Source organism: Saliterribacillus persicus, from assembly GCF_003337485.1.
Taxonomy (GTDB): domain Bacteria; phylum Bacillota; class Bacilli; order Bacillales; family Amphibacillaceae; genus Saliterribacillus; species Saliterribacillus persicus.
Window position 1 is genome coordinate 50,928 of the sequence record NZ_QPJJ01000016.1, and the last position, 23,235, is coordinate 74,162.

The window sequence follows — 23,235 nt, forward strand, 5'->3', positions numbered from 1 at the left end:
TTTTTTATAAGTGAATTTTGCTTTTAGGTTTATAAAAGATCCAAAAAACATAACGAAAGTAAAAAAAAGCTATCCTTATTTAGAAAAACTTCCTTTAATTACTTATGTGATATTAAATCATTCTCACATTGAGATTGATTATACATTATTTGGGGATAGAATAGATTAATTAACAGCTAATTTTTTTAACCAGCGATCTGTATTGGAAAATTCTAATTGGTTTACTAAATAATCATTTGTGACGTGATAATTAAAATTCCACATAGCTTGTTCAAGTGAATACGTTAACGGTACATCCTTTTTTATGGTCGCTAAGTTACGAGATAAAGCGAGGATTTCACTACTCGTCGCTAACTTTTTCTGGAGTCCTAAAGGTAGCTTTCCTGTATTTAATAGAATGTTATCGATAGAATGAAATTCTTTTAATAATTTAATTGCAGTTTTTTCTCCTACCCCTTTTACACCTGGATAATTATCTGCACTATCTCCCATTAATCCTTTTAAATCAATAATTTGCTTCGGTTCTAATTCTTTCTTCTCATAGAAATTATCCTCTGTAAAAACTTCATAATTACCAGTACCTTTTTTCATAATCGCAACGGAAGTATTTTTATCGACTAATTGCAATAAATCCAAATCACCACTAACAATAACTACTTCATTGTCTAAAGAGAGGTCTTGTGCTATCGTTCCAATACAATCATCAGCTTCAAAATGTGTTAAACCAATGTTAGGTGTTTGAAAAGCATCTACAACTTCTTTACATAAATCAAATTGTGGTACAAGCTCCTCAGGTGGATTAGTTCTATTCGCCTTATAATCTGGATATATATCATTTCTAAATGTTTTACTCCCCATATCCCAGCAACTTATCACATGCGTAGGTTCAAAAGTTTCTATCGCATCCGTAAAATAATTAAGAAAGCCAAAAATGCCATTTCTCGGAATCCCTTTACTATTAACCATAAAGTTTCCTTTAAAAGCAGTTGCATAAAATCCACGAAACAATAAAGCCATTCCATCAATTAATAAAACACGGTTTTTATTCATCAAATCAATCCTTTTCTATTTTTCATAATCTCGTTTAAAATAATGATAGTTCGTTATTTTCTAATATTGGAGTGAACATCATTATGAGCGTTAAAAAGCAATTTGCCACATTTGCCGGTGGCTGTTTCTGGTGCATGGTAAAACCCTTTGACCAATGGGATGGTGTAGAATATGTAGTATCTGGATACACAGGTGGACAAACATCAAATCCCAGTTATGAAGAAGTTAAAACTGGAAAAACAGGTCATTACGAAGCGGTTCAAATAAAATATGATCCTGAAATCATTTCTTATGAGACGATTCTAAATTTATATTGGCCACAAATAGATCCTACTGATGACGGTGGTCAATTCCACGACCGCGGCAGCCAGTATCAAACAGCTATATTTTATCATTCAAATGAGCAAAAAATTGCAGCATTGGAATCAAAAAAGAAAATCTCTTCTAACTTTAATAAACCTATTGTAACAAAGATTCTAGAGGCGGAGAAATTTTATGTAGCGGAAGAATATCATCAGGAATTTTATAAAAAGAATAAAGACTACTATGAAAAAGATCGAAAAGCTTCAGGAAGAGACGATTTCATTCAAAAACATTGGGACACTCCTATTGAATAAGGAAATATAGAAAAACTAGACAAACTCTTTCGCAAAATAGCGAATGTGTCTAGTTTTTCTTATGTCTGAATTATTTATTTTCACTTCATCCATTACACCTATAACTTTATCCATTTGTAAAAATGTTATATCTCACATCAGCACTTAGTTTACATAATAAAGTTATCGTTAACAATCTACCAATCTTTTATTTCTTCTCGGTCACCTTTACTATTTCCTTTTTTAGAAAATCGATTAGATAGTTCTGCTTTTACTTCACTCAAACTAACATTTTGGTTTGCCAGTAATACTAAGCTATGGTAAAGTAAATCACTTACTTCATTGATTATTTCCTCTTTATCCTCATTTTTAGCAGCGATGACAACTTCTCCGGCTTCCTCAATTACTTTTTTCCCTATTTTATCAATACCTTTATCAAAAAGATAATTGGTATAGGATTTTTCAACTCTATGTTGTTTTCTCTCTTCTACTTCTTGCATAACTTCATCGATAATAGCATGATTACTACTATCTTCACTTGTTTTAATACTGTTAAAAAAGCATGTTCTACTTCCTGTATGACAAGCTGGTCCTTTAGGATCCACTTTTATAAGTAAAGTATCTTGATCGCAATCTAAATCAATGGAAATAACCATTTGTTTATTACCAGATGTTGCGCCTTTATTCCATAATTCATCACGTGATCTAGAATAAAACCATGTCTCGTTTGATTCTAATGTTTTTTCGTAAGCTTCTTCATTCATATAAGCTAACATTAAAACATCACTCGTTTTATCATCAACTACAATAGCTGGAACTAATCCTTTAGAAAAATCAGGCTTCACGAATATCCACTCCTTCCTGTTGGCAAATACGCTTCACTTCTCCAACGGTAAACGTATTCTCATGAAAAATCGAAGCAGCAAGGCCTGCCGATACATCTGTTGCTTTAAAAATATCAGAGAAGTGTTCAGGTTTACCACAACCTCCTGAGGCAATTACGGGTATCCGTACAGCTTCTACAACTGCAGAGGTTAGCTCGGTATCGAAACCATCTTTTACTCCATCGGTATCTACACTCGTTAATAATATTTCTCCTGCTCCGTTTTTCTCAGCTGTTTTTGCCCACTCAATCGCATCAAGACCAGTATCCTTTGATCCTCCATGTGTCATTACATGCCACTTATCCCCAAACCTTTTCGCGTCAATAGCAACAACAATACATTGCGCCCCAAACCTAGCAGAAGCCTCCGTAATTAGGGAAGGATTTACGACAGCTGCAGAGTTCATCCCTACTTTATCTGCTCCAGCTTGTAAAAGACGTGTGACATCATCTATGGTTCTGACACCTCCACCTACTGTGAAAGGAACAAAAACTTCTCTAGCAGTCGCTCTAACAATATCAACCATTGTTTGACGACCTTCATTGGTTGCTGAAATATCTAAGAAAACAATTTCATCAGCTCCTGCTTTTGAATAAGCTGAAGCCATCTCGACAGGGTCTCCTAACTCTCTAAGCCCTACAAAATTAGTTCCTTTTACCACTTTTCCTTCTTTGACGTCTAGACAAGGAATTATTCTTTTTACAATCATGATAAGTCACCTGATAACGTTACTTTACCTTCATAAATGGCTTTACCAACAATCGCTTCTGTTATCCCAATATTATCTAAATCCACTAAATCTTGATTGCTTTTAATACCTCCAGAAGCAACAATTTTACAAGAAACGGCTTCATTTAACTTTTTTAACTGCTCTAAATTTGGACCAGTCATTGTACCGTCACGCGAAATATCCGTATAAACAATTGTTTTAACTCCTAGTGCTTCCATTTCTTTTGCAAAATCGATATAGTGGGCTTCAGAGAGAGTTTCCCACCCTCTTGTTGCTACCATTTCATTTTTCGCATCGATTCCTATCACCACATTCTCCTGAAAGCGGCGAAGTGCTTCTTTAAGGAAATCTTGATCTTCAATTGCTGCTGTACCAATAACAACCCTTTGGACTCCAACATTAATTAATTTTTCTAAGGTTTCCATGTTTCTTACACCGCCACCAACTTGAATGGGCACTGTTGCGATATTACATAGCTCACGAATTAATTCAAATTGGGAAGAACTCCCTTCTCTTGCTCCATCTAAATCTACAATATGTATTATTTCAGCTCCATCAGCAAGAAATGTTTTGATTTGAGTTTTAGGATCACTTCCAACTTGCTCTGTTTTAGAAAAGTCCCCTTGATAAAGACGAACACATTTTCCATTAATTAAATCTATAGCCGGTAATATTTTCATAACCATACTCCTCTATCTTTATTATTAGCGATTTGCAGTTTCATTCATAAAGGTTCGAATGATTTCAATCCCTATTTCTCCACTTTTTTCTGGGTGGAATTGTATCCCAAATACATTTCCTTTTCTGACTATGCCTGGGATTTTTGTTCCATAATCAGTAGTAGCAACGATATTTTCCTCAGCTGTATTTGCTTGATAAGAATGAACAAAATAAACATGCTTTGCTTCAAAACGATTGAATGCTGGATGTTTATCACTTATTTGTAATTTGTTCCACCCAATATGAGGTAATATATGAGGCGTTTCAATTTTATCAATAGTACCTGGGATAATTTCTAATCCAACAGTTTCTCCGTTCTCAAATCCTTTTTCAAATAATAGTTGCATTCCTAGACATATACCAAGAAAAGGTTTTTCCTTAGCTAGTTTTCTTAACGCTGCATTTAAATTTCGATCATTAATCTCTTCCATAGCTGCTTTAAATGAGCCTACACCTGGTAAAATAACGTGTGTAGCAGACTCTAATAACTGAATATCATCCGTTATTACTACCTCATAACCTAAGTTTGTGAATGCAGTAGACACACTAGCAGTGTTTCCCATACCATAATCTACGATAGCAATCATTCGATTAACCCCTTTGTCGAATTTACTCCTTTAATATCCGGATTGATTGTTATTGCTTCATTTAGCGATCTACCAAGTGCTTTAAAAATAGATTCAATTTTGTGATGTGTATTTTGGCCATACAACACATTCACGTGCAAGGTGATACCAGCTTGAAAAGCAAATGCTTGTAAAAACTCTTGTACTAACTCGGTATCAAAATTTCCGAGTTTTTGATTGTCAAAAGTAGCATTAAACACTAAAAATGGTCTTCCACTTATGTCTAATGAAACAAACCCTAAGCTTTCATCCATTGGGACATATGCACTTCCGTAACGATTGATTTGTTTTTTGTCTCCCAAAGCTTCCTTTATTAATTGTCCTATCACGATACCAACATCTTCAACAGTATGATGGCTATCAATATGAAGATCGCCGTCCGCTTCCACAACTAAACCAATTCTACCGTGCCTCGCGAATAATTCAAGCATATGATCAAAGAAGCCAACTCCTGTCTGAATGGATACTTCATTGCTATCATCAAGATTTACAGCCACTTTAATTTTAGTTTCATTTGTGTTTCTTTCTTTTTTAGCTACTCTCAAAATAAGCTTCCTCCTATTTGATCCTTTTTTCTATTGCTCTACTATGACCTTCTAGCTGCTCTTGTTTAGCTAACTGCATCACATCTTCTGAAGCATCCTTTAATGCCGCTTCACTATAATAAAGAAACGTTGTCTTTTTAATGAAGTCATCGACTGATAGTCCTGAAGAAAATTTAGCTGTTCCAGAAGTTGGTAGCACATGATTTGGTCCTGCGTAATAATCTCCTAATGCTTCAGGAGTGTAGTGACCCAAGAAAACTGATCCAGCATGCTTTACTTTACCTAGACATTCTAATGGACGTTCTGTTTGAATTTCTAAGTGTTCAGGAGCCACTGCATTACAAAGTTCAAAAGCCTGATCTATATCTGAAACAAGAACACTTGCCCCATTAACGTTTAATGCCTCTGTTGCAATTTCTTCTCGAGGTAAAACAGAACATTGATTTTTTAATTCATCATTCACTCGATCAATTAACTCTGCAGATAAGGAAAATAGTATTGCTCTAGCTGATGGATCGTGCTCAGCTTGTGCAATTAAATCAGCAGCAACATAAGAAGCATTGGCTGACTCATCTGCTACAATAGCTACTTCAGAGGGCCCTGCTATCATATCAATACCTACATCTCCATAAACGAGCGCTTTAGCAGCTGCAACATATGCATTTCCTGGCCCCACGATTTTATCGACTGAAGGAATGGTTTCTGTACCATAAGCAAAAGCTGCAATAGCTTGCACACCTCCAACCTTATAGATGTTGTGAACGCCGACAATATCTGCTGCAACAAGTAAAACTGGATTAATTGGCTGGCCATTTCTTACAGGAGTAGCCATACTAACGTTCTCTACCCCTGCTAAGACAGCAGGAATTGCATTCATTAACACAGAGGATGGATAACTTGCTGTTCCCCCTGGCACATATATCCCTACACGTTCTATTGGGCGATATAATTGACCAGCATAGATGTTTTCATCCTGCTGCATAATTCTTGAATTTTGTAGCTGTTTTTGATGAAAACTTTTGATATTTTCTGCAGCATTTCGAAGCGCAGTTATCGTTTTTGTATCTACTAATTTCCAAGCAGCTTTTCTTTCCTCTCTTGACACGAGTAAGTTTTCAGGAATCACGCCATCAAACTTTTCAATATAACCTAGGAGTGCACGATCACCTTTATCTTGAATGTCATCAATAATTTTCTTAACACTATCCATAATGTCTCGGTTTGTCTTATTTGATTCTTTTTTTAAAAAGCTTGAGGATAAAAATTCCTGATAATTATATGCCGTTAACATGTAAGTTTCGCCCCCTCCTTGAATGCTTCAATGACAGGATTTAATTGATCTTTCTTAATTTTTAGCGATGATCTATTTGCAATTAATCGAGCGCTTATTGCTAAGAATTTCTCTTCGATAACTAACCCATTCTCTTTAAGGGTTGTGCCAGTTTCTACAATATCTACAATAGCGTCAGCTAAACCTAAAATTGGAGCTAATTCTACAGATCCTTCTAATTTTATAATATCTACTGATTCACCTTTTTGCATAAAATGTTCTTTTGCAATATTAGTAAAAGATGTAGCAATTCGTTTTTTTCGTTGAGGCCATTCAAAATCTTTTTTAGTAGCAACAGCCATTCCACATCTTCCAAAGGGAAGCGGGAATAAATTATAAACATCTGGCTGATGTTCAATTAATATGTCTTCACCAACAATACCTAAATCTGCAATTCCATTTTCCACATAGGTTGCAACATCGGGTCCTTTAGCAAATACAAACAAAAAGTCATCTGTTTCAACTTGTAGCTTTCTTCCTTTATCTTTTAAGGATGACATATCAAATTCTAGTGATTCAAAAAAATCTAGAAATTGCTTCTCTAATCTTCCTTTTGTTAAAGCGATACACGGCTTCATAGTTTGACCACCTTATATTCGTTATCTTGTTCCATTACCTTGTAGCACAGATCAAAGGTGGAAGTTACTTGCTCATCGTATGATACTTCCACAATGTAATCTGTTAATTCATTCCGAAAAGCTTCCGCTACCTGATGAGTTTTTTCTGATGCTATAATACAAGCTCTCTTTTTTTCTTTATGATCCGTCATATGAGATGCTAGTACATCGACATCAAAAGCCAGCCCAACAGCTGTCGTATCTTGTTGATAATATTTATACAACCTATCATATCTACCACCAGAGAAGCAGGTAGAACCATCCTTTTTCAGAAAACCTCGAAACATCATTCCATCGTAATAAGGTAAATTCTTTACGCGTCCTAAATCCACGATTACTTCTAGGTCAGTCGTAGCTTCAATAAGCTCTATCATATTATTCAGGTTTTCTAAAATTTGTAGAAGCTCATCATTATCTGACCATAAATCTTGATATTTTGTAATTATATCTTTATTTCCATATGCTTCTGTTAATTCTGTTAGATGATTTGCAATCTCGCTATTGCCAGTGTTATTTACTAACTGATAGACAACATCGCGTCTTTTGTCATGCATAGCAGTGCGAAGTAAATCTTCTTGAGTGGTATCCAATTTTAATGATTGAATAAGAATATCAAAGATTTCGGTATGTCCTAACTCAATTACATATTTATCAATATGTAATGATTTCAAATAATCAATTGCTGTTAGCATACATTCTCTTTCACCAAGTACTGAATTAGCATGAACAATCTCAATTCCTGCCTGCCTGCTCTCTGTCCCATCTTTATCAATTCTAAAAACAGAACCCTGATACGACCATTTTTGTTGATGGATCGGTTGTTTTGCTACTGCTCTTGCAATAGCTGTTGTCCAGTCAGGTCTTAATACTTCTATTTCTCCTTCTTTATTAAACCATTTCATCATTTCATTTAGATTCATCCCTGCAATACGATTGGTAAATGTACTTGCATATTCAATAGCAGGTGTAGAAATTTGTTTGAAGTTTCTTTTTTCTGTTACATATCTAAAAGTCTCATAGGCTTTTGCTCTATTTACTAGTAATGTTCCTGTTTCATCTTGACTCCCTGCAGGTAAAAACATGTATTCACATCCTAAATTCCATTAATATTTTATCACTCTACCACAGTAAAGGATTTGGTTAATTAAACTTATCATATTCCAATTTTCATGTCAATAAATCATTCACTTTTCTTTTGTGGTTCCAACGTTTATTATAAAGAAATGAGAGGAGAATAGCGAATGATTATGAATGGTGATTATCATGTACATACACCCTATTGCCCACACGGGTCGAATGATCCTTTAGTTGATTATATCGAAAAGGCTATTGAACGTAATTTAAAAGTAATATCATTTACAGAGCATGCTCCTTTGCCAAAGCGGTTTAACGATCCTACGCCAGAAAAGGACAGTGCCATGCGATTCCAAGATTTGCCCGATTATTTTCATAAACTAAAAGAACTAAAAAAAGAATATGAAGGAATTATTAAGATTAATATTGGTTTTGAAGTTGATTATATCGAAGGCTATGAGCAGGATACGAAACAATTTTTAAATGAAATCGGACCTGAAATCGATGATGCCATTTTATCTGTACATATGCTAAAGGACAAAAAAGGAAACTATATTTGTTTGGATTACCATCAGGATAGCTTCCAAGAGTTGGTCATCCAATTTGGTTCCGTGGAAAGAGTATATGAACACTACTACGACACTGTCAAAAAAGCTATTTTGAGTGACCTTGGTTCCTATAAGCCAACTCGAATTGGACATTTAACTTTAGTAGAGAAATTCAAGCAGCTGTATCCTGTTGAACATGACTTTAAGAAAACGATCAATGAGTTACTACATTTAATTAAATCAAATGATCTCCAGCTAGACCTTAATACCGCAGGCATCTATAAACCATTTTGTAAAACAATGTATCCTTCCCCTTGGGTTGTAAAGATGGCACAGGAATTAGGAATCCCACTTTATCCTGGTTCAGATAGTCATGCCTCTTCTGGGATAGCAAAAGGATTTGAAGGACTTCAAGTGTATAAATAAAAGAAATTAAACAAAACTTATTTCTTTTTCGAAAAAGCTATTAAAAATACCCTAGCTACGTTGCTGTAACTAGGGTATTTCATTATTTAATTCTTTTCATTTCTTCATAAGCATCGATCATTTTTTCATCGGTTGTTTGATTGAAAATCTTATCGATAAAGGAGTCATAATCATATTCCGCTTGTGTTTGAACATCAGCTAAAATATTTTTTATTAGCTCCTCAATTTGATGCTTATAAAAATCATGAAAATCATCATTAATATTCTTTAATTTATCTTCATAAAAGGGGAGAAGAATGTCAGATAGATTTTCTTCCATTATTTTTTTCTTATTTTCCTGAAAAAATTGTTTTGTGTCCTTATATTGATTTAATACGCTATTCACCTTATTTTCTTGAATATGAAATACTTGTTCATTCCAGTCGGGTTGATCCAAATCCTTAGAATGAAAAGCAGAGATTTGATATTCTTCATCACTTAGTTGATAAAACTTATCTGCTAAATCTTGATGAACTTTACGGAATTGATCATTAGACCATGTTTCCATGCGAACAATAATCGCCCGAAGCTCTTGATTAGCTAGTTGGTTTAACTGTTTTATAAAAGCTTCATATGACTCCTGTACTTGAAGACGTCCCTTTTTACCACTTAACTTAATTCTTCCTGGATGAAAAAATTCTTTAAAATGGTCAGGAAATTGGATCGATAAACGCTGCTTCATATAGTAAAACTGCTTTTCTAATTGTTCAAGGATATAAGTAATACTATTTTCTATTGGATAGTTAGCTGTTATAGCTTTATATTCAGTTAGTTCTTGTTCATACTTTCCCTTTAAATTCTCTTTTTCCTGTGCTTCCATGTTTTGGGCATCAATATATCTCTTCAGAAAAGCTTCTATTCTTTCAACATCCGTTATCATGGCAGAAAGACTTAATTGTAATAATTGATCCCCTAAAAAATAGTCAAAGTCATGTTCGAATGATAAGAATCCTCCATCAGCGACAGCTTCTTCCCTACTTTTATCAAGCATAACATTTTTACTAGAAAGTGCATAAAGATTTGGTTGATATACTTCATTCTTCTGTAATTGATTTTTCACATACTGTTTTACCAGGGATAATTCTTCTTCATCAGATGCAAGATCTGCAGCATTGATGATAAAAAACATTTTATCAAGATGAAAAGCATCCTTAATTTTCCCTAATTGTTGAAGCAAAAGTTCATCTGCTTTTGAAAATGGGTGGTTATAATAAGTTAAAAAGAGTATTGCATCTGAATTCTTCATATAAGAAAAAGTTAAGTTTGTATGTCTGGCGTTGATTGAATCTGCTCCAGGCGTATCCACTAAAGATATGCCTTTTCTTGTAATGGCACAATCAAAAAACAACTCTAATTCTTCTACAAAACATGCAATAGACTCTGTAGCAATGAAACGCTCGAAATTTTCTTGTGTTACCTCCTGCTTTTCACTTAACATAGCTGAGACGTCTTGATAACCATCCGAAATAGCCTTTAAAAATGTGAAATTTCTTGTAGATAAATTCATCTTTTTCCACTTTTTTCGTTGGAACCAATCTATAAAGCTTTTTAATGAATCAAATGTAATGTCTGATAAGGACAAATGGATATCATCTAACACATCCTCTTCAGACTTCATTTTCACGATTGCTGTTCGATGTTTATGCGTTTTTGTGGGTGGACTTATTTTATTAATAGTTGCTGTTGTCGGATTTGGAGAAACTGGCAAAATATTTTCTCCCAATAATGCATTAGCAAATGAAGACTTCCCGGCACTAAAAGCTCCAAATAATGCAATCTCATACTTCTGTTTTTCTAATCGTTCGATTTTTTCTTCTAAAGTTGTGGTAAGTTTTTGGACGGAATCTAAATCCCTAGTAATATCAACTACTTTTTTTGCATAATTCAGTGTAGTTTTGGGATCTAAATTGAGCGATTCCCTCTCCTTTAAAGGGCTTGACACTTCTTGGTCATCATTTTTATGATATATGGATTTTTCTTCAAAATACGTATGATCTGTTTTTACTTCCACTTTATTTAAATGCTTAAGCTTTTGGTATATGTCCCGATCTAGCTCTACTTCACCATGCTTAAATGCCTTTAAATATTCCTGATACTTATTTATTTCACTTATTCTAGTCTCTTGTTTTTCTTTATCCTTATATTGAGTTGTTGCTTCATTTAAAGATTGCTGTAGCTTACTAATGTCTTTTTGTATCAACTCTTCTATCTCTTTTTTATAATTTAACCAGATGGCTTTGTATTCTAATCTATAATGCTTTTTGATATCTTGTTCTAGCTGTTTCGTATAGTTTAAAACATATTCGCCAGTAACGGATGCACCCGTATTTATTTGTTTAATGACAGCTTCTTTTTGATAGGGTTCCTTAGGTAATTCTAATGTTAAGGTCTCTTTATAATACTGATTAATAAACGCTGTTAACTTATCACGAAGTTTCCAGATAAGATTAGCTTCCACCTGCTCCATCAATGCACCATAAAAATGCTGCAGTCTTTCTTCTCGAATTTTTTCTCTTTTTTTACTCGTTGTAAAAATACCAGTTTTAAAATTATCCTGAAAACTCTCCAGCAATTCTCTCGCTTTTTCTCTTATTTCAAAAGACATGAGCTGCGCATTTGCTGTTGTTTGATTTAAAAGGGTATTTACTTGATCATCTAAAGAAGTCACACTTTCTTCCAAAGTAGACAGGTTTTCTTTGAGTTGACCAATACTTTCACCTGTTTCTGATTTGTCTTCATTTTCGTTAGCGTTTTCTAGTTCAATTAAACTTTCATTATATTCATCCATGGCAAGGTCTATATAATAACTCACTTCTCTATTAATCGTATCGTTAATCATATTAGTTTGCTCTGGTGAAAATAGTTGATGCATATCTGCTTTTAGTTCTTTCCATTCATTAGTTGGGAGATCTAGAGCCTTTAGTGAAATATAATAAACTTTTTGTGGATGTAACTCCCAAGAAAGCAGTGCATTTTCTGTGCTATTTTTAAAGGCTTCAAAAGTAAGCTCTGAATCTACATGCTTATCAATTTGATTAACAATTAAACAATAAGGGATACCCCGGTGCTCAATTTCTTTTAAAAACATTGCATTGACTTCTGACTGTACATGATTGTAATCCACTACGTAGTATAAAATATCTGCAGTATGTATCGACGCTTCCGTAATAATGCGATCGGCATCATCAACTGAGTCAATTCCCGGAGTATCAAATATAGATACATTTTCAGGCAACTGTGAAAGAGGTTTCGATATCCGAATTCTATTGATCGTTTCCCCATCTTTACAGAGGTTCTGAATCTGGTCAATAGTTAAGGAAGCTTCACTTCGCACCGCTTGTTGGTTTTTTAAATCCACGATAATTTCTTCTTTTCCATTTACAATCTCCACCACATTCGCACTTGTAGGAATGGGACTTTGAGGTAGCAAAGGTTCATTTGTAAATTGGTTGATCAAGGTCGATTTTCCAGCAGAAAAATGGCCAGCAAAGCATATCGTAAATCGCTCTTCTTCTTTTTTCTTAATTAAATCATATATTTTTTGATCCATCTCATTCGTGAAATTTTGCTGATAGAATTGATATAAATTTGCTAATGTATCTAAGTCATACCTTAAGGGGTTCGAGACTACCATGTTCAGATTCCTCCATGTTCATGTTTCACTACATTATACTGATTAATACTTTTTTTGGCTACTAAGGAAAGTCATATAACTACATCCAAGTATTTTAAAAATGAAAGGATACCCCACAAGTAGCAAGGTATCCTTAAAAAGATTTAAATGTTTTCATTAGTAAAAGGCTGACGATATGTTGCGGTTTTCCATACTTCTTTTACTTCACCGTGTTGGTCTGTATCTATCATGAACGAGCCATTGCTGTATCGATCACTTTTAGGTAATTCTACAGGTGAAAAACGCTTCAGTACATCCTTTGTAGTAGAGAACTCTATCATTTCCTCTTCATTTACAATATCAAATCCTACTACTCGATGTGTATTTCGTTTTAACTCTCTAAGCATAATTAAACCTCTTTTAGCACGTGAGCTCTTTTCAAAACGGGATAAGTCCATTCGCTTACAGGCTCCGCGTTGTGTGACTAAAATAAATTGTTGTTCTTTTATTAAGTCATCAAAGATAAGTCCATTTACTACCTTTTCATCTTTCTTTAATTGAATTGCTTTTACACCTGAGGCTCTTTGACCAATTACCGCTACTTCTGATTCATGGAACCATAACCCATATCCAGTATTAGTAGCTACGAAGATGTCTGCATTGCCATTCGATAAATGAACATTCAACAATTCGTCTTCACCTTTTAAATTTATAGCAATTAAAGGACGAGCAAATCTTTGTGATGAATAAACTTCTAATGAACTCTTTTTCACCATACCATTTGCCGTAAAGAAGATGAGGTATTCATCCTTTTTAAATTCTTGAACTGGAATTACTTTTACTATCTTTTCATTTTTTTCTAATGAGGCAAGGTTAGAGACATGTTGGCCTAAATCCTTCCATTTGATATCAGGAAGCTGATGCACAGGGACAATCACATATCTACCTTTATTAGTAAAGAGCAATATATTTTCTGTCGTATTAATTTCAAGTAAAGCAACTAAATGATCTTGATCTTTAATCGTAAAATCTGCATCTGTTGAAGCTCCATAAGAACGCAGACTAGTTCGTTTTAAATATCCATCACGTGTAACAGATACTAAAACATCTTCACTTGCAACCATTACTTCCAGATTTATTTTTAACTCTTCAATTTTTTCTTCAATTTGTGTTTGTCTTTTATCAGCGTATTTCTTTTTCATTAGCTTTAAATCTTTTTTAATCACACTTAGAAGCTTTTTCTCATTTGCGAGGATCTCTTCATAGCCTGTGATTTGTTCTCTTAACTCACTTGCTTCACCTTCAAGAGCTGTAATATCTGTGTTAGTAAGTCGATATAATTGCAAATTAACAATCGCTTCTGCTTGGCGATCGGAAAAATCATATTTTTTAATAATTCTCTCTTTTGCATCCTGCTTATCATTTGAAGCGCGGATCGTTTTAATCAACTCATCCAATACAGAGATTGCTTTGATTAAACCTTCTACAATATGTGCCCGTTCCTGCGCTTTTCTAAGGTCAAAACGAGTTTGTCTGGTTACTACTTCTTTTTGGTGACTTATATATGCTTCTAATATGTCTGTTAAATTTAGTAATGTAGGCGTTTTATCTTTAATCGCGACCATATTAAAGTGATACGCAATTTGTAAATCAGTATTTTTATATAAATAGTGTAATATTCCTTCACTATCTGCGTCCTTCTTTAATTCAATAACAATACGCATACCAGTTCGATCAGTTTCATCCCGTACTTCTGCGATTCCTTCTACTTTTCGGTCTAAACGTAATTCATCCATACGTTTGACTAAGACTGCTTTGTTTACTTCATACGGAATCTCATCGATAACAATTTGTTCTCTGCTACTCTTTAGTTTCTCAATAGAAGCTTTACCTCTAACAATAATTTTACCTCTACCTGTCTTATAAGCTTTTTTTAATCCTTCTAAACCTTGAATAATACCACCAGTAGGGAAGTCCGGTCCCTTAATAATCTTTATAAGTTCATCAATTTCAATAGCAGGATTATCGATCATTTTGATAACTGCATCGATTACTTCTCCCAAATTATGCGGAGGTATCTCCGTAGCATAACCAGCTGATATACCAGTAGAGCCATTTGCTAATAAATTAGGAAATCTTGCTGGCAAAACTACTGGTTCATTAATGGAATCGTCAAAGTTAGGAATAAACTCAACAGTTTCCTTTTCAATATCTCGAATTAGTTCACTTGAAATCGCAGATAATCTAGCTTCTGTATAACGCATCGCAGCAGGTGGATCACCGTCCACACTACCGTTATTCCCATGCATTTCGACAAGCACATTTCGAACTTTCCAAGTCATACTCAACCGAACCATTGCCTCATAAACTGATGAATCACCATGTGGGTGATAATTACCAATTACCACACCCACTGTTTTGGCGGATTTTCTAAAAGGCTTTTCAAACGTATTTCTTTCCATGTGCATGGCATATAATATTCTTCTTTGAACGGGTTTTAATCCGTCTCTTGCATCGGGTAGTGCTCGATCTTGAATAATATACTTACTATATCTTCCAAACCGATCACCAATTACTTCTTCTAATGGTAGATCTAAAAACTTTTCCTCCACAGTCCGAACTTCCTCCTAACAAAACAACCTATACTTGAATATTTTCATTATCGATAATATTTGTTTCTTCTTCTAAACCAAATTGCACATGAGACTCAATCCATTTTCTTCTTGGCTCTACTTTATCTCCCATGAGCGTCGCTACTCTTCTTTCAGCTCGAGCAACATCGTCTAACGTTACCCGTATTAACGTTCTAGTATCAGGGTTCATCGTTGTTTCCCATAACTGGTCTGCATTCATTTCCCCGAGACCCTTGTAGCGTTGTAGTAAATATCCATTTTTCATTTCATTAATTACTTTTTTCATATCATCTTCGTTCCAGGCATATTCAATTGTCTCTTTTTTACCCTTACCTTTAGAAATCTTATATAAAGGCGGTAGTGCAATAAATATTTTACCTGCTTCTATTAATGGACGCATGTACCGGTAAAAGAACGTTAATAATAAAACTTGGATATGCGCTCCATCTGTATCGGCATCTGTCATGATTACAATTTTATTATACTGGGTATCCTCTAAATTGAAATCACTACCAACACCTGCTCCAATCGTATGAATGATCGTTGAAATTTCTTCGTTTTTTAAAATATCAACTAGCTTTGCTTTTTCAGTATTAATTACTTTACCACGAAGTGGAAGTACTGCTTGGAATTTTCGATCTCTTCCTTGTTTTGCAGACCCACCTGCAGAATCACCCTCTACCAAATATAATTCATTTTTATTTGGATTTCTTGATTGAGCTGGTGTGAGTTTACCACTTAAAAGAGAGCTTTTTTTCTTCTTCTTACCTGATCTTGCTTCTTCCCGTGCTTTTCTTGCAGCATCTCTGGCTTCCTTTGCTCGAACAGCCTTTTTAATCAACATGGATGCAACATCAGGATTTTCCTCAAGAAAATACAAGAGATGCTCTGATACAACAGCATCCACGGCAGACCTTGCTTCTGAGGTTCCTAATTTACTCTTTGTTTGACCTTCAAATTGTAATTTTTCTTCTGGAATTTTTACAGCAACAACTGCTGTTAGACCTTCTCTTAAATCATTACCATCTAAATTTTTATCTTTTTCTTTTAGAATTGCTGTTTTTCTTGCATAATCGTTAAAAATCCGTGTAATTGCTGTCTTTAAACCAAATTCGTGGGTTCCCCCATCTTTTGTTCGAACATTGTTAACAAAAGAAAGAATGCTTTCTGCATATCCATCATTAAATTGAAAGGAAAAATCAACTTCTATTTCTTGACTCATACCTTCAAATGAAACGACTTGATGAAGCGAGTCTTTTTCACCATTTAAATATTCCACGAACGTTTTTAATCCCTCAGGATATTGGTGTGCTTCGACTTGATCATTTCTCTCATCGCGAAGTTCTATTTTCATTCCTTTTAATAAAAAGGCAGCCTCTCTTATTCTTTCGGATAAAATTTCAAATTGATAAACTGTTGTAGAGAAAATACTTTCATCCGGTTTAAAAGTGATCTTGGTTCCTGTTTTTCTAGTATTACCTTTTTTCTCTAACGTCGTTACAGGAAATCCTCCATCTTCAAACCGTTGAACATATCTAACACCCTCTCGTTCGATAGAAACCTCTAACCACTCTGATAGTGCATTTACTACCGATGCACCAACACCGTGCAATCCACCACTCGTTTTATAACCACCTTGACCAAATTTACCTCCGGCATGTAATACGGTTAGAATAACTTCTGGTGTTGGTCTTCCACTTCTATGTGTACCAGTAGGCATGCCTCGGCCTCTATCTTGCACACTTATACTATTATCTTTATGGATGGTAACAATTATTTCATCACCATACCCCGCTAAAGCTTCATCAACAGCATTGTCTACTATTTCGAAAACTAAATGATGTAATCCTCTTGCGTCGGTACTTCCAATATACATACCTGGACGCTTTTTAACGGCTTCTAAGCCTTCTAATACTTGTATCGAATCATCGTTATATGTGGATGAATTTTGCGTACTCAAATTAAAAAATCTCCTTCCTCATGTCAAAAACCCTGTCGTGTCCATACGTTTATTACTATATCATAGCACTTCTACTCTAATACGAATATAGAACAAACGTTTGAATTTGTAAAGCTACCACTGTTTTATTGCTATTTTAGTAAAACTGCATGGGCAACTTTGATACATTGATCCATCACAACCTCTTTATTATTTTCTTTTAAAAGGTTGGCAGCTTCCTTATTTACAACCCCTTGTTGCATCCATACATAAGGCGCATCTGTCTTACAAATTTCCTCAGCTATATCATACACTTTATCTGATCTTCTGAAAATATTTATTAAATCAACTTTTTCTTTAACATCTAAAATTGAAGAATAGGCTCTTTCGCCTAACACAAAATCTACATATGGATTTACGGGAATGATACGATAACCTAGTGCTTGCATAGCTTTAGAAATTTGATAAGATGTTCGGTGAGTTTTATCAGACAGTCCTACTACTGCAATAGTTTTACTATTTTTCAACATAACTTTCATTAATTCTTGTTCTTTATGTGTATCCATTGTTATAAACTCTCCTCTATAATAAAATAAATATCATTATTCTAGTTTGAATTTCTTTGTGAACTAGGAAAATTTTTTAGATCATATATTCATAATAGCATGATCATGATAAAATAATGAAAAAGAATGGTAGAAGGAGAAGGTTATGGCATATTTTTTATTAAGTATTTTAGCATATGTAATTGGCTCAATTCCATTTGGGCTTATAGTGGGGAAATTAGGTTATAAAATTGATATTAGAGAACATGGAAGTGGAAATTTGGGTGGAACAAATACGTTTCGAGTTCTCGGGATAAAAGCAGGGATCATCGTAACAGCTGGAGATATATTAAAAGGTACGCTTGCTGCAAGTCTACCCTTTCTATTTCAAGTTGACAATGTCTATCCTCTAATAATAGGGATTTTTGCTGTTATCGGTCATATGTATCCATTGTTCGCCAAATTTAAAGGTGGTAAAGCTGTAGCGACTTCTGGTGGTGTTATTCTTGGAGTAAGCCCATTAATTTTTATCGTTATGATCATTAGCTTTTTTATATTTTTATACATAACAAAGTATGTGTCACTATCGTCTATGTTAACTGGAATCATAACTGTAATCGTAACAATTGTCCTTCAAAACGTCGGTCTAGCTATTGTTACTAGTATATTAACTCTTATTGTTATTTATCGCCACACTGCAAATATAAAACGAATCATGAATAAAACAGAACCAAAAATCACATGGATGTAAATAAGTTAATTAAAGAGGTCTAATCGTTTTCGTTAGATCTCTTTTTATTCGATTGAAAATATCTAGATTACTTAAAAACATATAAGTCTATTCCATTGAATAATAGAAGTATTTTCAGTATACTTTGTAATAGTTTTATATAGTAAAAAAGGAGCGTTGAAATTGAACGATAACGAATTCAATCCAATAAATCTGCCTTCAAAAATAGATCGTCATAAGTTATTTGGATCCGTAAATCCAGGTCCAAAATCAAAACCAACAGAGAAAAACGAAATGGCTGACTTACAAAATACCAAAAAAGATTTTATGTTTGACATTGATGCTGTAGGGATTACCAATGTTAAACACCCTATTACAGTAGTAAGCAATATTGCTCCTACAGAACAGTCTACCATTGGTGAATTCACCTTTACCTCATCTATTCATAAAGAACATAAAGGCACAAATATGAGTAGATTCACGGAGCAATTAACAGAGGTTTATAATGAGAATGGTTTTACAATCCGCATAGAGAATTTGAAGAACTTTGTATTAAACCTTGCTAAACGATTAGAACAAAAAGATGCTAGTATGACTTTGAAATTCCCATGGTTTTACGAGAGAAAAGGACCCTACTCTAAGCTTTCTGGTATGAATCATGCAGAGGCTTCGATTACCGTTACCTTTAAAGAACGACAAGGGTTCAAATTAGAAGTCGGATTAGAAGGAAAAGTTACCACCCTTTGTCCTTGTTCAAAAGAGATTAGCGAGTACAGTGCTCATAATCAACGCGGAGTTGTAAAAGTAAATGCAGAATTAACAGAAGACTTTGATGAACAAGAAACAGACTGGAAAGAAGCCTTACTAGAAGCTATGGAAAGTAACGCAAGTGCTAGACTCCATCCTGTCTTAAAAAGACCTGATGAAAAAATAGTTACTGAACTAGCGTATGAAAATCCTCGTTTCGTTGAAGATATGGTACGTTTGGTTGCGGCTGATCTTTATGAAATGGACTTTGTCAGTAAGTTTAGTGTCACATGTCAAAATGAAGAATCCATCCACTTACATGATGCTATTGCGACCATTAATTTTGAGAAATAGAATTATATTCTTTCCTTGAGGGAAATATCAAGACGGCATCAGACAAGAAAGGGTTGATCGATTGAAATATATTTTTATTTCCTTGATTAAATTTTACCAAAAATTTATTAGCCCTCTTACTCCACCCAGCTGTCGCTTTTATCCAAGCTGCTCACATTACAGTATGGAAAGCTTTAAACGATTCGGTGTGATTAAAGGTGCATACTTAAGTACTAAACGCATAATAAAGTGTCATCCTTTTCACTCAGGAGGTTTTGATCCTGTACCTGAAAAAAAGACGAACCAATAGTGTATTATATTGGTTCGTCTTTTCTTATCTATTTTTTATTTAATTCGAAACGCCAAATATCTTCCCATTGGTTTTCTTCTTTTAGTATTTTCAACTGTATGTCGCCAAACAAATCAAAATGTGGAAATTGAGGATCACGATGAATCCATTCTGGTTGCAGCTGATATTTTTCTCCCCATTTAATGAGCAAATTAAGATCCGCACACCCTACCTTTGTTACAGTATTACAATTAGGGAATCTCTCATCGATCCAATAATGCGTCAAAAAAGCAATTTTCCCCTTCTTTACAGTTTGCTTCCATTCTTTTAGAGTTGCTCTAGTAATTCCAAACGCCATTATTTTTTTACCTCTCCTAATGCACTTTCATAAGCTTGATGCCAATCAGGAAATTGTCTTTTTAAGGATAAAGGCTTAAACGTTTTTTTATCAACGATGACGTGTTGAGTGGAACCTGAAACAGCAACTTCATCCTTATGATTATAGATGGCATAACCATAAGTTGTGCGTACACCATTATATTTTTCAATCCACGTCTCTACGGTAGCTTTTTCACCATATCTAATCGGTTGTTTAAACTTAAGATCCGCATCAATTACAGGTGATACCACGCCATATTGTTCCATTTCATGATAATTAAATCCGAGTTTTTCAATAAAGGCTGTTCTTCCAATTTCGAACCAAATTAAATAGTTCGCATGATAGACAACCCCCATTTGATCAGTTTCTTGGTATCGAACTTTGATCGGTGTTACTGTTTTTAACATACCTGTTCCCCCTAATTGCTTTCCAAGCTTGTTCAAAATCAACAACCTTTAACGTGTCAATTTTCTCGATTTTCTCTTCTTCATCTAATCTTAAAGCTTGGTATTGGATAGTTTCATTTATCCAGTTAACCATAAATCTGCCATTTCCCTTAACTTCATTTTGCTCTAATAATTGTAATACATAAGGGTTAACTGCTTCATCCATTTTATATTGATAACTTTCTGCTTGATAATTTAAAATTTGTAGCAGTTCTTGATTGGTGTAGTCTTTAAAATGGAAATATTTTTTAAATCGTGATTCCAATCCTGGATTACTGATAATAAATTGTTGCATTTCTTCTTTATAACCAGCTAATATTACCACTAAATTTTCATTATGCTTGGTCATTTCATCGACGAGGGTATCAATTGCCTCTTTTCCAAAGTCTTTATCGCCTCTGTTAAGGGCATAGGCTTCATCGATAAATAAAACCCCTCCAAGTGCTTCTCTAATTTTCTTTTTTGTTTTTATTGCTGTTTGACCTACATAACCAGCAACTAAATCGCTTCTAGAAGCTAAAACTAAATGGCCTCTTTTCAACAAACCACAGTTTTTTAATATATTTGCAAAAATCTTCGCAACCGTGGTTTTTCCTGTACCTGGATTCCCAGAAAAAACAGCATGTAACTGAATCGGGATCGTCGGTAAATTTAATTCTTTTCTTTTTTGTTGTACCTTTACAAAAGAGGATAGCTTTTTTACTTCTTCTTTTACATCTGATAACCCTATTAAACGGTCTAATTCTTGTAGAGGCTCTTGATCTTGTTTATCACCATCTATATTTATAATATCCTCTGAATCTATTCGCATGTGAGGTAGCCAATTTTGTTGGGTCGGCTTTTCGGCATGCGAACTTTTTGAAAAAACCGTTTTTAAAACAAGATCTTTTGCAGTTCGCGCATTTCCAAATGATTCGTCTACTTTTGCCTTTTCAATTAGTTGATAAAATTGATTTCTAGCAGACTCCGTGAAAAAGTAATCATTCATAATGGCTGTGTCTTCTGCTATTTCCATTAATGATTCATCACTAAAATCCGGCAAAGTAATAAAATTCGAATCAGGGAACCTGCTTCTCAAACCAGAATTGGCCCATAAAAATTGGCGCATTTCTTCCGTATATCCCGCTAAAATAACTGCAAATTTATTTGCATAATCTTTACTTGTCATTGCTGTTACTAACGTATCAATAACTGCCTGTCCATAATCATTTCCAGATTGATCATCGCGTTTTAAGGTATGGGCCTCATCAATAAATAAAACACCGCCTAGAGCTTGTTTTACATAATTTAATGTATTTTCTTCACTTTGCCCCATAAAAGATCCTACAAGCTGGGAGCGATTCACTTCAATTAGTTCATTTGTTTCTAGTAAGCCTAATTGATAATATAAATCGGCTAAAAGTCTTGCAATAGTAGTTTTACCAGTACCAGGATTTCCTGAAATAACCATATGCATACCAGGCTCATCGACCATCTGGAAACCGATCTCTTTTCTTTGCTTTTGGTATTTTAAATAATAATAGTAATTATTAATATATTGCTTAATCTCATCTAATCCTACCATTTGATTTAATTGGTCTAATGGATTTTTTTCCTTATTCACTTGCATAAAATGAGGAAGTGCTTCATTAAATAAATGAATTTTTCTTTTTATGGTTTCGAGCGATTGATTTAATTCGCTTAATTCTGACGCGGATTTTCTATTTTCTAAGGCATACTTTAAAGATGAAGCTATGTTCTCTGCATGTTCAAGTTCAACTATGACCTGTTCATATTTTTTTTGAAGTGAATTTTGATCTAAACTTTGCTCTGTTAGCCTATTTAGATCATGTGTTTTTTCTAAAAACGCGTTCACTTTTTTTAATTTAACAGGCTCAAAATCAGTTTCTCTTAATGTAAATTGGTCAAAGTCTATCTCTTTTAATTCCTTCAATAGAGAAACATATTTTTTTAAAGCTCTTAATTCTTTGATTACAGTAGGAGTTATTTTCGAGTCAAGATTATGTAATAAAAAATCATTTAATTGATCATTTTCTACATTTCGTTTTAAACGGTGATAAACCACCATTCCTTGTAAAATAGCATGAACTTGATCTTCGCATTTCAATTCATTCTTCTGTATTTTATCTAAGAGACGAAGTACTTCAATTTCGTGTAATGGCGCATCGGTTTCTATTGATTGCCAAGCAAGAATGGTTTTCTCTAAATCAAAATTTATTTCTTCTTTCATTATTCATCACCTCTTCCAAATTTAGTTTATCATATACAATTCATTAGCAATAATCATTAACATTTAAAATAGGTTCTAAGTCAAATGTTGGGGTGAGCTAAACGCTCACTCCTAATTTATGCAACCCGAACATTGATATTTTTATATTGATGATGCAATAACACTT

Annotated in this window: 21 protein-coding genes; 5 read left to right on the top strand and 16 right to left on the bottom strand. The window is 34.1% G+C overall.

Annotated elements, in window-relative coordinates; all coding sequences use genetic code 11:
- Nucleotides 1-165: 165 nt before the first annotated feature.
- Nucleotides 166-1,050 carry a 5'-3' exonuclease gene (locus tag DFR57_RS15500; protein WP_114354131.1) on the bottom strand — a complete coding sequence of 295 codons (885 nt, stop codon included), beginning with the start codon at nt 1,048-1,050 and terminating at the stop codon, nt 166-168.
- An 83-nt stretch (nt 1,051-1,133) separates the two neighbouring features.
- Here DFR57_RS15500 and msrA point away from each other — a divergent pair, with 83 nt between their 5' ends.
- Nucleotides 1,134-1,667: a peptide-methionine (S)-S-oxide reductase MsrA gene (gene msrA / locus DFR57_RS15505; RefSeq protein ID WP_114354132.1), complete on the top strand. Its 534-nt coding sequence runs from the start codon at nt 1,134-1,136 to the stop codon at nt 1,665-1,667.
- Between the two features lie 176 nt (nt 1,668-1,843).
- Here the strand turns inward: msrA and hisIE are convergent, their stop codons facing one another.
- The 8 genes from hisIE to DFR57_RS15545 are packed head-to-tail and all read right to left on the bottom strand — an operon-like array spanning nt 1,844 to nt 8,180.
- The gene (hisIE, locus tag DFR57_RS15510) at nt 1,844-2,491 is read right to left on the bottom strand and encodes a bifunctional phosphoribosyl-AMP cyclohydrolase/phosphoribosyl-ATP diphosphatase HisIE (protein ID WP_114354133.1); all 648 of its coding nucleotides are present in this window, start codon (nt 2,489-2,491) and stop codon (nt 1,844-1,846) included.
- Entirely contained in the window at nt 2,481-3,239 is a 759-nt protein-coding gene (hisF, locus tag DFR57_RS15515; RefSeq protein WP_114354134.1) for an imidazole glycerol phosphate synthase subunit HisF, read from the bottom strand. The genes hisIE and hisF overlap by 11 nt, the downstream gene beginning before the upstream one ends.
- Nucleotides 3,236-3,940 carry a 1-(5-phosphoribosyl)-5-[(5-phosphoribosylamino)methylideneamino]imidazole-4-carboxamide isomerase gene (gene hisA, locus DFR57_RS15520; RefSeq protein ID WP_114354135.1) on the bottom strand — a complete coding sequence of 235 codons (705 nt, stop codon included), beginning with the start codon at nt 3,938-3,940 and terminating at the stop codon, nt 3,236-3,238. The genes hisF and hisA overlap by 4 nt, the downstream gene beginning before the upstream one ends.
- A 24-nt stretch (nt 3,941-3,964) precedes the next feature.
- Nucleotides 3,965-4,567 carry an imidazole glycerol phosphate synthase subunit HisH gene (gene hisH, locus DFR57_RS15525; protein ID WP_114354136.1) on the bottom strand — a complete coding sequence of 201 codons (603 nt, stop codon included), beginning with the start codon at nt 4,565-4,567 and terminating at the stop codon, nt 3,965-3,967.
- Nucleotides 4,564-5,151: an imidazoleglycerol-phosphate dehydratase HisB gene (gene hisB, locus DFR57_RS15530; RefSeq protein WP_114354137.1), complete on the bottom strand. Its 588-nt coding sequence runs from the start codon at nt 5,149-5,151 to the stop codon at nt 4,564-4,566. Before hisB ends, hisH begins: the two co-directional genes overlap by 4 nt.
- Nucleotides 5,152-5,164: 13 nt before the next feature.
- The gene (gene hisD, locus DFR57_RS15535; protein ID WP_114354138.1) at nt 5,165-6,442 is read right to left on the bottom strand and encodes a histidinol dehydrogenase; all 1,278 of its coding nucleotides are present in this window, start codon (nt 6,440-6,442) and stop codon (nt 5,165-5,167) included.
- Entirely contained in the window at nt 6,436-7,059 is a 624-nt protein-coding gene (hisG, locus tag DFR57_RS15540; RefSeq protein WP_114354139.1) for an ATP phosphoribosyltransferase, read from the bottom strand. Before hisG ends, hisD begins: the two co-directional genes overlap by 7 nt.
- Nucleotides 7,056-8,180, bottom strand: coding sequence for an ATP phosphoribosyltransferase regulatory subunit (locus tag DFR57_RS15545; RefSeq protein WP_114354140.1), 1,125 nt, complete (start codon nt 8,178-8,180; stop codon nt 7,056-7,058). Before DFR57_RS15545 ends, hisG begins: the two co-directional genes overlap by 4 nt.
- Nucleotides 8,181-8,345: 165 nt before the next feature.
- Between DFR57_RS15545 and hisJ the strand changes: the two genes are divergently transcribed.
- The gene (hisJ, locus tag DFR57_RS15550; RefSeq protein WP_114354153.1) at nt 8,346-9,146 is read left to right on the top strand and encodes a histidinol-phosphatase HisJ; all 801 of its coding nucleotides are present in this window, start codon (nt 8,346-8,348) and stop codon (nt 9,144-9,146) included.
- A gap of 82 nt (nt 9,147-9,228) precedes the next feature.
- On the opposite strand, the gene DFR57_RS15555 is transcribed toward hisJ, so the two are convergent.
- From DFR57_RS15555 to DFR57_RS15570, 4 genes are all read right to left on the bottom strand, one after another.
- The gene (locus DFR57_RS15555; protein WP_114354141.1) at nt 9,229-12,819 is read right to left on the bottom strand and encodes a dynamin family protein; all 3,591 of its coding nucleotides are present in this window, start codon (nt 12,817-12,819) and stop codon (nt 9,229-9,231) included.
- 143 nt (nt 12,820-12,962) lie between these two features.
- Nucleotides 12,963-15,410: a DNA topoisomerase IV subunit A gene (gene parC / locus DFR57_RS15560; RefSeq protein ID WP_114354142.1), complete on the bottom strand. Its 2,448-nt coding sequence runs from the start codon at nt 15,408-15,410 to the stop codon at nt 12,963-12,965.
- A gap of 28 nt (nt 15,411-15,438) precedes the next feature.
- Nucleotides 15,439-17,391 (bottom strand): DNA topoisomerase IV subunit B, encoded by a 1,953-nt coding sequence (gene parE / locus DFR57_RS15565; RefSeq protein ID WP_114354143.1) that lies wholly within the window; start codon nt 17,389-17,391, stop codon nt 15,439-15,441.
- Nucleotides 17,392-17,522: 131 nt separating this feature from the next.
- Entirely contained in the window at nt 17,523-17,936 is a 414-nt protein-coding gene (locus DFR57_RS15570; protein WP_114354144.1) for a CoA-binding protein, read from the bottom strand.
- 145 nt (nt 17,937-18,081) lie between these two features.
- Between DFR57_RS15570 and plsY the strand changes: the two genes are divergently transcribed.
- The 3 genes from plsY (at nt 18,082) to yidD (ending at nt 20,035) form a co-directional block, all read left to right on the top strand.
- Nucleotides 18,082-18,666: a glycerol-3-phosphate 1-O-acyltransferase PlsY gene (plsY, locus tag DFR57_RS15575; RefSeq protein ID WP_114354145.1), complete on the top strand. Its 585-nt coding sequence runs from the start codon at nt 18,082-18,084 to the stop codon at nt 18,664-18,666.
- 162 nt (nt 18,667-18,828) lie between these two features.
- Nucleotides 18,829-19,746, top strand: a complete 918-nt coding sequence (folE2, locus tag DFR57_RS15580) for a GTP cyclohydrolase FolE2 (RefSeq protein ID WP_114354146.1) — start codon at nt 18,829-18,831, stop codon at nt 19,744-19,746.
- Nucleotides 19,747-19,807: 61 nt separating this feature from the next.
- Nucleotides 19,808-20,035 (top strand): membrane protein insertion efficiency factor YidD, encoded by a 228-nt coding sequence (gene yidD, locus DFR57_RS15585; RefSeq protein WP_114354147.1) that lies wholly within the window; start codon nt 19,808-19,810, stop codon nt 20,033-20,035.
- Between the two features lie 28 nt (nt 20,036-20,063).
- Here yidD and DFR57_RS15590 read toward each other — a convergent pair whose 3' ends face one another.
- The 3 genes from DFR57_RS15590 to DFR57_RS15600 are packed head-to-tail and all read right to left on the bottom strand — an operon-like array spanning nt 20,064 to nt 23,069.
- Nucleotides 20,064-20,372: a hypothetical protein gene (locus DFR57_RS15590; RefSeq protein ID WP_114354148.1), complete on the bottom strand. Its 309-nt coding sequence runs from the start codon at nt 20,370-20,372 to the stop codon at nt 20,064-20,066.
- The gene (locus DFR57_RS15595; protein WP_114354149.1) at nt 20,372-20,800 is read right to left on the bottom strand and encodes an acyl-CoA thioesterase; all 429 of its coding nucleotides are present in this window, start codon (nt 20,798-20,800) and stop codon (nt 20,372-20,374) included. Before DFR57_RS15595 ends, DFR57_RS15590 begins: the two co-directional genes overlap by 1 nt.
- Nucleotides 20,754-23,069 (bottom strand): AAA family ATPase, encoded by a 2,316-nt coding sequence (locus DFR57_RS15600; RefSeq protein WP_114354150.1) that lies wholly within the window; start codon nt 23,067-23,069, stop codon nt 20,754-20,756. Before DFR57_RS15600 ends, DFR57_RS15595 begins: the two co-directional genes overlap by 47 nt.
- Between the last annotated feature and the right edge of the window lie 166 nt (nt 23,070-23,235).